The organism is Fluviicoccus keumensis, from assembly GCF_004217445.1.
Classification (GTDB): Bacteria; Pseudomonadota; Gammaproteobacteria; order Pseudomonadales; family Moraxellaceae; genus Fluviicoccus; species Fluviicoccus keumensis.
Map to the genome: position 1 here is coordinate 239,536 of NZ_SHKX01000012.1, position 12,275 is coordinate 251,810.

Below are 12,275 nucleotides of genomic sequence, written 5' to 3' on the forward strand. Positions count from 1 at the left end.
GCGTGTCGCCCGGGCTTAAGATGAGCCTGTCTCATGCAGACAGGGATGTCGCTCCTAGGCCGCCCCGGACCTTGGAAACAGCAGGATGTTGTCGGTCTCATTGCCCGGCAGGTGCAAGAACGCTTTCAGTTCCCCTTTTTTCATCATGGCGTCGTCATAGCCCAACTGGATCAGTTCCTGGCAATAAGGCGCTTCAAACAACAGGTAACTCAGCACGCCCGATCCGCTGCGCTTGGTGGCGCCCGAGCCGCGTACAAAGGTGCGGATGCTCTTGGGCAGGTAACGGGCATGGCGCATGGCGATACGGTCCAGCGTGCGGCTGGCGGGGGAAATCACCAGTACGTCCACATGTTTCAGGGTCACATTCTGGGCGCGGGTTTCATCCGGAATATGGCTGATGGTGCGGTTGATGCGCATCAATCGCTCAATGTCCGACTCCAGGCTGTCAATAAAAGAGCTGTTCAGGATATTGGCGACGATTTGCGCGATGCTGGGGTATTGGGTGGTTTTCTCGCGCTGCTGTTTTTCGCCATCGCTGCTGACGCCGACGATCAGGACTTTTTCCGCCCCCAGATGCAACGCCGGGCTGATCGGCGCCAGCTGCCGCAGCGCGCCGTCGCCAAAATACTCGCGATTGATGTGAACGGCGGGAAACAGCAAGGGGATGGCGGCGGATGCCAGCAGGTGATCAATACCGATATGGGTTTTTACACCGACCCGCCGGGCGCGCTTCCAGCCCTCCAGCTCGTGACTGCCCTGGAAGAAGCTGACCGATTCGCCGCTGGTGTAGCCGGAAGCGGTAATGCTGATCGCCTTCAGATAGCCGGCCTCGATGATTTCACCGATCCTCCCCAGCGCAAGTTCCCGGCCCAGCAAGTCCCGCAGCGGGCGATTGTCCAGCAACGAGACCGGCAAGTTGTTCTTCATGCGTCCGAAAGACAGGGTCCACAGGAACTGCAGCGCGCATTTCAGAACGCCAGGCCAGTCCGTGCGATAGACCTGATGACAGCGGAAATTGGTCCAGACCGACTCCAGGTGGGCGACCGCCTCTTGCAGACAGTCACCATGACACGCCAGTCCGGCAGCGTTCAGGCCGCCAGCGGAAGTGCCGCAAATGACCGGGAAGGGGTTGTAGCAGACCGGCGGCAGCAATTCGCTGATCGCCTTGAGCACCCCGACCTGATAAGCCGCCCGGGCGCCGCCGCCCGAAAGCACCAGGCCGATAGTAGGAACCGTGCCGTCCGTCATAGAATGAACCGAAGTCTTGTTTTTTATGAGTGTAGTTGCTCGCCTGTGAATGGCGAGCCTGACCCCGAAACTGGCGGCCATCCCGCATCATGGATGAGCGGCGGCGAAAAGGGCATGCTTGCAAGGATAAGTAATGTGCAAACAATGTAAAAAGCCGGAAGGGATTGGTGATTTTTGGCGCGGGTCACTGTTGTCTGCGGCCAATTCTGACTAGAATCGGTCAAAGTAGGGGTTTGCATTTACGGAAGCCCCGCTACAATGAATAAGAACAAGAATGACCTGTGTTCCATATGATACGAATGTGAGGGAGTGGGCATAATGGCAGTACTGACGGCAAGCTCCGCAGATGGCAAGGAGCTGATAATTAAAATCAAGGGCCGCTTTGACTTTAGTACCCACCAGGAATTCCGGGGAGCCTATGAACAGGCTCCGCATGACATGGTGACTTTCGTGGTCGACCTCAAGGATACGACCTACCTGGACAGTTCCGCGCTCGGCATGCTGCTGCTGCTGCGTGACCACGCCGGCGGCGATATTTCCAACGTTCGTATTGTCAACTGCAATGCCGACGTCAAGAAAATCCTGGCCATCTCCAATTTTGAACAGCTGTTCACGATCCAGTAACAGGAATAGCCGCCTTGCGTCTGCTTATTGCCGAAGATAATCCGAGTGACCGCCTGATACTCGCCAACCTCATCAAGCGCTTGGGGCATGATGTCACCCTGGCGGTGGATGGCGAGGAGGCTGTGCGCCTTTTTGAGGAACAGCGTCCCGATATACTGCTGCTGGATGTGATGATGCCGAACCTGAACGGTATCGAGGCGGCACGCCGCGTCCGCCAGATTGCCGGCGAGGACCTGGTTCCCATCATTTTCCTGACCTCGCTGAATGAAGCCAGCGACCTGGCCGAGTGTCTGGAAGCCGGTGGCGATGACTTCCTCAGCAAACCGTATAACCCGGTGGTGATCAAGGCCAAGATACATGCCTTTTCGCGCATGCGCCGCCTGCATACCGAAATCCAGCGCCAGCGGGAACACCTGGTACAGGAGCAGATTGCCGCCAAGAGCATCTTCGACAAGATTGCCCATTACGGGGTGCTTAATTCCCCGAATATCCGCTACCTGATTTCCCCCAAGGCCATCTTCAATGGCGACGTGGTGCTGGCGGCCCGCCAGCCCAACGGCGACCTGCTGGTGCTGCTGGGCGATTTTACCGGTCATGGCTTGCCCGCCGCCATTGGTGCGTTGCCGTTGGCTGAAGTCTTTCACGGTATGGTATCCAAGGGTTTTGCCTTGGAGGATGTACTGCGTGAAGTTAACGGCAAGCTGAAGAGCATCCTGCCGATCGGGGTATTCTGTTGCGCCACGGCAGTGCAGCTCAGCTTCCGCAACCGCAGCATTGAAGTCTGGGCGGGCGGCTTGCCGGAAGGCGTCATTTTCAATGAGCGCACCGGGGCGGTAAAGCCGATCGCATCCAAGCACTTGCCACTGGGTATCCTGGGCGCTTCGCAGTTCCGCTATGAACCGAACATCTACGAGATGGATCCGGATGATGTCATCTACCTGTGGTCCGACGGCCTGATTGAAACGCAGGGCAAGGATGGCGACATGTTCGGTCTGGACCGCCTGGTGGAGGTTTTCAAGGAGGCCGAACCTGAAGGCAGTGTGTTCGACCGTATCCTGTCGCGGGTGAAGGAATTCGCTGTTGTCGATGAAGAGCAGAACGACGATCACACCCTGATCGAAGTGCGCATGCAGGACGCGCCGACACTGGCGCTGGATCAACCGTTGTCGATCAAGCCGCGCATGGTGCATCGCGGTCTGGCGGACTGGTCGTTCAGTTGCGAGTTCGGTACCGAGTCGCTGCGTCTGTTTGACCCGGTGCCCTTGTTGACCCATTTCCTGATACAGGTACCGGGCCTGAAGCCCTACACAAATACGCTGAATACCATTCTGGCCGAACTGTATTCCAATGCCCTTGAGCATGGCATCCTGCGTCTGGATTCCGCCCTGAAGAGCAATGCCGACGGATTTGCAACCTACTACTCCTTGCGCCATGAGCGGCTCAATGATCTTGAAGAAGGCGCGATCCGCTTCAACATGAGTCATGACCCCAATGAAAAGGGCGGTGTGCTGATTCTGGAGGTGACAGATACCGGCGCCGGGTTCATGGGTGGTCGGGGCGCCTCCGGTGATGGCGGTATCACGCACTATTACGGGCGCGGTATCCGGCTGATTGAATCGCTGTGCCGCAAGATGGAGTTTGTCGCTCCCGGGAACTGTGTGCGCGTCGAGTTCGAGTGGAACTGGCTATAACAACCATAAACGAGTCAGGAGAAATGGTCGTGCATCTTGATGCTCTCCAGTTGAAAGAGTTAAAGGAAGTGCTGGAAGACGAGTTTCGCGTACTGGTGGAAACTTATCTTCAGGATGCGGTATTGCGCCTTGGGCTCATGCGCAAGGCCTATAGCGAAGGCGACAATGATGCCGGCCGTCAAGCTGCCCACAGTCTGAAAGGCGCCAGCGCCAATCTGGGAGCAAATCAGCTTTCAGCATTGTGTGAGAAAGTGGAACACAACGCAAAAGCCGGTAATCTGTCGGGATGTGAGGAACTGATCGGGCAGGTTGAAGCCGAGTTCGGACACGTGAAGCGTGAACTGACCCAGATGATTGCATGATTGACAGATGACTGAGGCAATAAAAAACCGGCATTCAGCCGGTTTTTTATTGCCCGCCGCCGACTAGATGATGGGCGTGTTCTTCAGTTTCTGGGAAGCCGAATCCAGGGCCTTGAGGACCCGTTCCTTGTCATAGTTGCGGATCTTGTTGATATCCATGTGCATCGCAAAGCCATTCAGCTCATGTTCAATCCAGTTGCTGCTTTCCTGGGTGTCCGAGGTGAAGTCCACCACTTCCCAAACCTGCACAGGCTTGGCGATGCCACGCAGCGTGACAGCTCCTTTTTCCTTGCACATGATTTTGTCCCGAACCAGCATGTAGCTTTCATGGGAAATCAGGATCTCGTCCGGTGAAGCGACGCTTTGCAGGCGGGCGGCCAGGTTGGCATCGCGGCCGATGATGGTGTAGCTCATCCGGCTTTCCGAACCGAAGTTGCCGACATGGCAGTAACCGGTGGTGATACCCATGCGCACATGCAGCGGACGCTCGATGCCCATGCTCTGCCACTTTTGACGCAGAATCTGCATTTCACGACGCATTTCCACGGCCATGGATACACAGGCGAGGGCATCCTCCTTGGCGCCGCGCGAGGTAGGATCGCCATAAAAAATCAGGATGGCGTCGCCGATGAACTTGTCGATGGTGCCGCCATAGCGCAGGGCGATGCGCGACATGTGCTCGAAATAGGTGTTGAGCATTTCCGTCAGGGCATCGGGGGGCATTTCATCCGAGGTTTCGGTGAAGTCCTTGATGTCCGAGAAGAAAATGGTCAGCTTCTTGCGCTGGGTCTGCAGGCGGGCGTCGCGCTTGCCGGTGAAGATGGATTCCCAGACTTGCGGCGGCAGGTATTTGATCAGCTTGCGCGAAGTCTGGAAGTGCTCTTCCTGTTGCTGCAGGATCTGGTTCTTGGCGATCAGCAGGGCGCGCGATTGCTGGCGCGAGTGGAACGAGGAAAAGCCGAAATAGAGCGCCGCGCCAATCAGCGAAACCAGATTGACCGCCAACGGGGTGTCAATCGGGTGATGACTGATACCAAACAGCATGCCGCCGAAAAGCGCACCCAGCAGGCAGAAAAAGCCGGTGAATATCCACAGGAACATATTGCCGAATGACAGCACCGTGGCATTGAGCATGGCGACGAAAACCAGCATCGGAACCAGGGCGTATTGCAGCGCGGCAATGCCGAATCCGGTTACCAGGCCATCCAGCAGCAGCGTGATGGCCAATGCCTGTGTCGGAACGGATTTCTGGAGCCTGCGATGAAGCCATGTCTGGCTGAAGGGGATGACCAAGGCAAGCGGAATGAAGATGGCGGAGCGAATCGGATAAATATTGCTGAAAACCCCGGTGGCAAAAATGCACGCGGCAACAATAAACGCCAGCATCCGGGTGTGTTTGGCACCGAGTTCCAGCAGTTGATGTAGCGGTTGCGCGGGTTCAGCCATGCCTAAGACTCTGATTATTAAAATAGTGCGGGCAGCAAATTCATCATCAGCGGCCTGTTGTTGATCCGGCCGGTGACTTAAGGAGCAATACGACTTCCAGTGTCAATTTCTCCTCAAAGATAAACACCCCTTACATTGAGGTCAAGTTATTGATTTTGATTTATTACCCAAGTGCTACAGAAACAACCGGCAATAGATTGGCTGCATTTTTTACTTGCCAAGCAAGCAGCTGCTTGGTAATAATTGCGCGACTTGCAATACGCTCGTCCAAAAACTTGGGCGAGCCTGTCCCAACCCACCCCCTGCGAGGTACAACGGATGACAACAGAAGCTTATATATATGACGGCGTGCGGACGCCGCGTGGCAAGGGCAAGAAAGACGGCTCCCTGCACACGGTGAAACCGGTTGACCTGGTGGTGGGCCTGATGCACGCGCTGGAAGAACGCAACGGCGCGGAAATCAAGAATTACATTGACGACGTGGTGCTGGGTTGTGTGACCCCGGTCGGCGACCAAGGTGCTGACGTCGCCAAGACTGCCGCCCTGAAGGCCGGCTGGAACGACACCACCGCCGGTGTGCAGCTGAACCGATTCTGCGCTTCCGGTCTGGAAGCGGTCAACCTGGGCGCGATGAAGGTGCGCTCCGGTTTTGAAGATCTGGTCGTAGTCGGCGGCGTCGAATCGATGTCCCGTCTGCCGATGGGTTCCGATGGCGGCGCCTGGGCGATGGACCCGGAAACCAACCTCGAAACCGGTTTTGTGCCGCAAGGCATCGGCGCCGACCTGATCGCCACCATCGAAGGCTTCAGCCGCGCTGATATCGACGGCTTTGCCCTGCAATCGCAGCAGCGCGCCGCCAAGGCCCGCGCCGAAGGCTGGTTCAAGAAGTCCGTGGTGCCGGTCAAGGACATCAATGGCCTGACCATCCTGGCCGAAGACGAGTTCATCAAGGCCAATTCCACGCTGGAAGGCCTGGCCGGTCTGAATCCTTCCTTCGCCATGATGGGCGAGATGGGCGGCTTCAACGCCGTGGCGCTGCAAAAATACCACTGGGTTGAAAAGATCAACCACGTGCACACGCCGGGCAATTCCTCCGGCATCGTTGACGGCGCGGCGCTGATGCTGATCGGCAACGAAGCCACCGGCAAGAAGCTGGGCCTGAAGCCGCGCGCCAAGATCATCGCCACCGCCGTGTCCGGTGCTGATCCGACCATCATGCTGACCGGTCCGGCTCCCGCCGCCCGCAAGGCGCTGGCCAAGGCCGGTCTGGAAGCCAAGGACATCGACCTGTGGGAAATCAATGAAGCCTTCGCCTCGGTGGCCATGCGCTTCATGAAGGACATGGGTATCAAAGACGACATCGTCAACGTCAACGGCGGCTCCATCGCCATGGGTCACCCGCTGGGCGCGACCGGCTGTATGATCGTGCAGATCGCCCTGGACGAGCTGGAGCGTCGCGGCCTGAAGCGCGCGCTGTGCACCCTGTGCGTGGGCGGTGGCATGGGTATCGCCACCATCATCGAACGCGTTTGAGCCCCGGCCTAGAGTATTCAGAGAGATAACACCATGACCCAGACAGCTATCCGTTGGGAAAAAGACGCGGACAATATCGTCACCCTGACCCTGGACGACCCGACCTCGTCCGCCAACACCATGAACGAGCTGTACACCCGCTCGATGGCCGACACCGTCGCCCGCCTGCAAGCCGAGAAGGCCGACATCAAGGGCGTCATCGTTACTTCCGCCAAGAAGACCTTCTTTGCCGGCGGCGACCTGAAGACGCTGATCCAGGCCGGTCCCGAACATGCCGCCCAGTTTGAAGCCGGTGTCACCGAGATCAAGCGCCAGCTGCGTGTGCTGGAAACCCTGGGCAAGCCCGTCGTGGCCGCCCTGAACGGCACCGCCTTGGGCGGCGGCCTGGAAATCGCCCTGGCCTGCCATCGCCGTATCGCCCTGAACAACCCGAAGGCCGAGTTCGGTCTGCCGGAAGTCAGCCTGGGCCTTCTGCCCGGCGGCGGCGGCGTCACCCGCATCATCCGCATGCTGGGTATCCAGAACGGCCTGATGAACGTGCTGATGCAAGGCCAGCGCATGAAGCCCGCCAAGGCGCTGTCCGCCGGCATCATCGACGAAATCGCCGAAACCCCGGAAGAGATGATCGCCAAGGCCCGCGCCTGGATTCTGGCCAACCCGGCCGCCCAGCAAGCCTGGGATGTGAAGGGTTACAAGATGCCCGGCGGCACCCCCAGCACCCCGGCGCTGGCGATGAACCTGCCCGCGTTCCCCTCCAACCTGCGCAAGCAGCTGAAGGGCGCTCAGGACAACTATCCCGCGCCGAAGGCGATCATGTGCGCCGCCGTCGAAGGCGCGCAGGTCGACTTCGACAGCGCCCTGAAGATTGAAGGCCGTTACTTCACCAAGCTGGCCGTCGGCAAGCACTCGAAGAACATGATCAAGGCCTTTTTCTTCGACCTGCAGAAGATCAATGGCGGCGGTTCGCGTCCTTCCAAGACGACTTACCCCGAGTGGAAGAGCAAGAAGGTCGGTATCCTCGGCGCGGGCATGATGGGTCAGGGCATTGCCTATGTCTCCGCCATGTCGGGCATTGAAGTGGTGCTGATTGACGCTGCCCAGGAAGCCGCCGAGCGTGGCAAGGCCTACACCCAGAAGCTGCTGGAAAAGCGTGTCTCCAAGGGTCAGATGACCAAGGAAGCCGCCGCCGAGAAGCTGGCGCTGATCACCCCGACCACGGATTACAGCCTGCTGGCCGGTGCCGACCTGGTGATCGAAGCCGTGTTCGAAGACCGCAAGATCAAGGCCGACGTCACCAAGCGCGCCGAAGCCGCCTGTGGTGCCGAACTGGTGATGGCCTCCAACACCTCGACGCTGCCGATTACCGGTCTGGCCGAAGCCTCGCGCAACGCCAAGAACTACATCGGCCTGCATTTCTTCTCGCCCGTCGACAAGATGCCGCTGGTGGAAATCATCATGGGCAAGGAAACCGGCGACGAAGCGCTGGCCAAGGCCTTTGACTACGTGTTGCAGATCAAGAAGACCCCGATTGTCGTCAACGACAGCCGTGGTTTCTTCACCAGCCGCGTGTTCGGCACCTTCTGCATGGAAGGCGTGAACATGCTGGCCGAAGGCTGGAACCCCATCTCCATCGAGCAAGCCGCCGCGCAAGCGGGCATGCCGGTTGGCCCGCTGGCCGTGCTGGATGAAGTTAACCTGGAGTTGACCCGCAAGGTCCGCCTGCAAACCGAAAAGGATCTGGCTGCCGAAGGCCTGCCACCGCTGCCGGTGGATGCCGCCGTGCCGGTGATCGACAAGATGCTCAACGAGTTCAAGCGTCCGGGCAAGAAGGACGGCGCGGGCTTCTACGAGTATCCTGCTGACGGCAAGAAGTTCATCTGGCCGGAACTGTTCAAGGCCTTCATGAAGGCCGACAAGGCGCAACCCAGCCCGGCCGACTTTGCCGAGCTGCAAGAGCGCCTGCTGTACCGCCAGTCGATCGAAGCGGCGCGCTGCTACGAAGAAGGCGTGCTGCGTTCGGTGGCGGATGCCAACATCGGTTCCATCTTCGGGATCGGCATGGCGCCGTGGACCGGTGGTCAGTTGCAGTACATCAACTTCATCGGCGTGAAGGAGTTTGTCCGCCGCGCTGATGAACTGGCGGCCAAGCACGGTGCGCGTTTCACGCCGCCGAAGCTGCTGCGCGACATGGCTGAAAAGGGCGAGACTTTCCAATAAGGAACGTTTCCGCCTGAAGGTCAGGAAACCCGCGTCGGCAACGGCGCGGGTTTTTTCATGGGCGATCACCAACCGTCCGGGGCGAATCCGGTTACCGGTACGCACGGCGGCTGTGTTAAGTTTTGCGGACATTTTTCCGGGGAAATCCGCCATGCTGACCGGCAGCTGTCTCTGCAACGGCATCCGTTACGAATATCACGGGCAGATCGAGGAAATCTCGATGTGCCACTGTTCCATGTGCCGCAAGGCCCAGGGCTCGGCTTACGTCGCCGTCAGCCCGGTTCCGGCCGAGCGTTTCCGTATTGTCCAGGGCCGTGAACTGCTGAAGGAATTCCGCGCCGTGCCACACAAGGCCCGCGTCTTTTGCAGCCAATGCGGCAGCCCGCTGTACAGCGCCCGGGATGACTTGCCGGGCGTGATCCGCCTGCGCCTCGGCACCATCGAGACGCCGTTCCGCTGCGAAAACGCCTATCATATCTACATCGACTCCAAGGCCGACTGGGAAACCGTGGCCGACGACCTGCCGCGCTACAGCGCCATGAAACCCCAATAACAACCACTCAGGGACGATCCGCATGCGTGAACTCGACAAACTCAACCGCCTGTCCGAAAGTAGCGGCCACCTGCCGCGCGGCGTCGGCATGGTGTCCGGCGTCATTGCCCTTGGCCTGGGCATCCTGTCCTTCCTGGGGGTGCTGGCCTTCCACTTTCCGGCCTATCTGACCACGCCGGAATTGCGTCACGTCTACGATGTCGAATTGCTGCGCCACATCCTGTTCTGGAGCCTGATGAGCGGCGGCGGCATCGCCCTGTTCAACATCGTGCTGGACCGGGCGCGCTGGCTGTCCGGGTCGGCGTTCTTCCTGATCATCCTGGCGGCGATGATGGGCGGCCACCGGGTGCCGGTGGGGGAGTTTGCGGATAACACGCCCTATATCGGTCTCGACTGGCTGATCCTGGACCTGCTGAAATCGACGGTGATTTTCGTGCTGATCGAGAAACTGTTTCCGCATCGCCCGCAAGCTGTGTTCCGGCCGGAATGGCAAACCGACCTGCAGCACTTCATGGTCAACCATCTGGGCGTTGGTCTGGTGCTCCTGGTGACCAACCATGTATTGCAGGGCATGTTCGGCTGGGCGGTGAAGGACGGCATCCAGGGCTGGGTGCAGGGGCTGCCGTTCTGGGTGGCGCTGTTCCTGATCATCCTGGTGGCCGATCTGGTGCAGTACTGGACGCATCGCGCCTATCACGAGGTGCCGCTGCTGTGGCGCTTGCACGCCGTGCATCACAGCGTCAAGAGCATGGACTGGCTGGCCGGGTCGCGGCAACACATCCTGGAGCTGCTGATCACCCGCGTGCTGGTGCTGGCGCCAGTCTTCGTGCTGGGCTTTTCCAAGGATGTGATTGATGCCTATATCGTGGTGGTGGGTTTCCAGGCGGTGTTCAATCATGCCAACGTCAAGGTCAGTCTGGGGCCGTTGAAATACCTGATCGTAACGCCGAATTTCCATCACTGGCACCACTCGCAGGACGTGGAAGCGCTGGACCGGAATTACGCCGCGCATTTCGCCTTTCTCGACCATCTGTTCGGGACGGCGGTGAAATCGGACCGCAAGTGGCCTTCCGATTACGGCGTGCTGGGCGATTACGTGCCGAACGGCTTTCTAAAGCAGTTGAAGTTTCCGTTTACCTGGAAGCCGGAAGGAAGTTCGGCGGGGGATAACAGCGGCAAGTGACGAACTGGCCGTGATCTACTCAAAAAGGCAGGGAATTCTCCCTGCCTTTTTGTTTTCCGGACAATCATCCAAATTTAATTGACACTTTGTAAGTTAGCCCTGACACTGCTTGGAACATAACGACAATCAGCTCTGTTGACGGAGTAGCAGCATGTCCCGGCCCATCCCCACCGAGTTCCAGTATTTCGAGAATATCCGCAAGCCGGTCAATGTCTGGCGGGTGCGTCTGGCGCGCGTGCTGATGCGTCAGGAGCCGACATTGCCGGACGAGGTGATCCGCACCTGGGCCGAATCCTATTACGATGCCGACCCGGTCGCCGAGCGCTTCGTGGAAGAGGTTTACCTGAAGCAGGGGCAGGCCGCCGGGCGGGCGATGGTCGAGCGGGCGCTGGAACAGGGCGCGCAGGCGGTGCCGGATGCCCCCGACAGTCTGAAAACCCTGTTTGCCGAAGCGGAAAAAGACCCGGCGTGGGTCGACTGGGCGCAGGTGGAACTGGGCGCTCGGGTATTCCGTCGCTACGGCCCGCAACTGTACGGTTTTCTCGGGGCGATCACGCTGGACGCCTATCAGGAAAACTCGGTGACCAAGCCGCTGGTGTTCACCGGCGCCTATGCGGGCGAGTCGGCAAACCGGCGCTTTCTGGAAACTGCCGGATTCTGGCGCGATGTCTCGTCACCGGGCGGCATGCGGCCGGGCGGTATCGGCGTGCGCACGGCGATGAAGGTGCGGCTGATGCATGTTTTCGTGCGCAAGGGGCTGCTGCGTCATCCGAAATGGAATCTGGAGGCTTGGGGTATGCCGATCAGTCAGGGTGATGCCTTGCTGACCTTGATTGCGGGCAGCATTGCGCCCGGTATCGGCCTGCAGGCAATGGGCTATCGCGCCAGCCGCCGCGAGATCGAGGCGATGATGCATTTCTGGCGTTATGTCGGCCACATCATGGGAGTTCAGCCGAAGTGGTATCCCTCAACCGTGGAGGAAGGATTGAGCCTGTTGCTGGCTTCCTTCATCAAGGGGCCGAAGCATGCCGGGGAAGACGGGCGTCAGCTGGCGCATTCCTATATCAACTCGTTCGCGCCCGGAGATGAGGATTCCGGCTTCACCTTCCTGCGCAAAAAACTGGATTACTGGCTGGAACTGGGCATGACCTGGTTCTATCTGCCGCGCCATACCTTCCGCCATCATCGCCTGCCGAGTCCGGGTCTATGGGGGCTGGCGCCGTTGGCGCAGTTCCCGCTGGTGTTCGGGCTGGAAACGATCCGTCGTCACAGCCGCTGGGCCGATGATTTCCGCGACCGGCAGGCGCAGCGCTCGGCGGACCGCTGGCTGCGGCTGCATCTGGGACAGCGCGGGGCGGAATACAAGGCGGTGGAACAGTTCACCCGTTAATCCATGCTCCGCAAAACAAAAGGCCCCG

Annotated in this window: 10 protein-coding genes; 8 read left to right on the forward strand and 2 right to left on the reverse strand. The window is 59.3% G+C overall.

Annotation, left to right across the window (positions count from 1 at the left end):
• Positions 1–54 precede the first annotated feature (54 nt).
• Entirely contained in the window at positions 55–1,248 is a 1,194-nt protein-coding gene (locus EV700_RS09230) for a patatin-like phospholipase family protein (RefSeq protein ID WP_130413018.1), read from the reverse strand.
• 318 nt (positions 1,249–1,566) lie between these two features.
• On the opposite strand from EV700_RS09230, the gene EV700_RS09235 reads away from it, so the two are divergent.
• The 3 genes from EV700_RS09235 to EV700_RS09245 are packed head-to-tail and all read left to right on the forward strand — an operon-like array spanning position 1,567 to position 3,925.
• Entirely contained in the window at positions 1,567–1,872 is a 306-nt protein-coding gene (locus tag EV700_RS09235; RefSeq protein ID WP_130413020.1) for an STAS domain-containing protein, read from the forward strand.
• Positions 1,873–1,886: 14 nt separating this feature from the next.
• On the forward strand, positions 1,887–3,563 hold the full coding sequence (locus EV700_RS09240) for a PP2C family protein-serine/threonine phosphatase (protein ID WP_242610233.1): 1,677 nt from the start codon (positions 1,887–1,889) through the stop codon (positions 3,561–3,563).
• A gap of 29 nt (positions 3,564–3,592) precedes the next feature.
• Positions 3,593–3,925, forward strand: coding sequence for an Hpt domain-containing protein (locus tag EV700_RS09245; RefSeq protein ID WP_165391406.1), 333 nt, complete (start codon positions 3,593–3,595; stop codon positions 3,923–3,925).
• Between the two features lie 63 nt (positions 3,926–3,988).
• Here the strand turns inward: EV700_RS09245 and EV700_RS09250 are convergent, their stop codons facing one another.
• Positions 3,989–5,371: an adenylate/guanylate cyclase domain-containing protein gene (locus EV700_RS09250; RefSeq protein WP_130413026.1), complete on the reverse strand. Its 1,383-nt coding sequence runs from the start codon at positions 5,369–5,371 to the stop codon at positions 3,989–3,991.
• Positions 5,372–5,689: 318 nt separating this feature from the next.
• On the opposite strand from EV700_RS09250, the gene EV700_RS09255 reads away from it, so the two are divergent.
• The 5 genes from EV700_RS09255 (at position 5,690) to EV700_RS09275 (ending at position 12,247) form a co-directional block, all read left to right on the forward strand.
• Positions 5,690–6,904, forward strand: a complete 1,215-nt coding sequence (locus EV700_RS09255) for an acetyl-CoA C-acetyltransferase (protein ID WP_130413028.1) — start codon at positions 5,690–5,692, stop codon at positions 6,902–6,904.
• A gap of 33 nt (positions 6,905–6,937) precedes the next feature.
• Complete coding sequence (locus EV700_RS09260) at positions 6,938–9,121, forward strand: 3-hydroxyacyl-CoA dehydrogenase NAD-binding domain-containing protein (protein WP_130413030.1); 2,184 nt, start codon at positions 6,938–6,940, stop codon at positions 9,119–9,121.
• A 151-nt stretch (positions 9,122–9,272) separates the two neighbouring features.
• Positions 9,273–9,674, forward strand: coding sequence for a GFA family protein (locus tag EV700_RS09265; RefSeq protein ID WP_130413032.1), 402 nt, complete (start codon positions 9,273–9,275; stop codon positions 9,672–9,674).
• Positions 9,675–9,696: 22 nt separating this feature from the next.
• On the forward strand, positions 9,697–10,857 hold the full coding sequence (locus EV700_RS09270; protein ID WP_130413034.1) for a sterol desaturase family protein: 1,161 nt from the start codon (positions 9,697–9,699) through the stop codon (positions 10,855–10,857).
• A gap of 151 nt (positions 10,858–11,008) precedes the next feature.
• Entirely contained in the window at positions 11,009–12,247 is a 1,239-nt protein-coding gene (locus EV700_RS09275; RefSeq protein ID WP_130413036.1) for an oxygenase MpaB family protein, read from the forward strand.
• The last annotated feature ends 28 nt before the right edge of the window (positions 12,248–12,275 follow it).

What these genes read in the sequence shown, in the direction of transcription:
- EV700_RS09250 (WP_130413026.1), bottom strand. Translation starts at nt 5,371, where the DNA reads ATGGCTGAACCCGCGCAACCGCTACATCAACTGCTGGAACTCGGTGCC.
- EV700_RS09265 (WP_130413032.1), top strand. Translation starts at nt 9,273, where the DNA reads ATGCTGACCGGCAGCTGTCTCTGCAACGGCATCCGTTACGAATATCAC.
- EV700_RS09270 (WP_130413034.1), top strand. Translation starts at nt 9,697, where the DNA reads ATGCGTGAACTCGACAAACTCAACCGCCTGTCCGAAAGTAGCGGCCAC.
- EV700_RS09235 (WP_130413020.1), top strand. Translation starts at nt 1,567, where the DNA reads ATGGCAGTACTGACGGCAAGCTCCGCAGATGGCAAGGAGCTGATAATT.
- EV700_RS09275 (WP_130413036.1), top strand. Translation starts at nt 11,009, where the DNA reads ATGTCCCGGCCCATCCCCACCGAGTTCCAGTATTTCGAGAATATCCGC.
- EV700_RS09260 (WP_130413030.1), top strand. Translation starts at nt 6,938, where the DNA reads ATGACCCAGACAGCTATCCGTTGGGAAAAAGACGCGGACAATATCGTC.
- EV700_RS09255 (WP_130413028.1), top strand. Translation starts at nt 5,690, where the DNA reads ATGACAACAGAAGCTTATATATATGACGGCGTGCGGACGCCGCGTGGC.
- EV700_RS09230 (WP_130413018.1), bottom strand. Translation starts at nt 1,248, where the DNA reads ATGACGGACGGCACGGTTCCTACTATCGGCCTGGTGCTTTCGGGCGGC.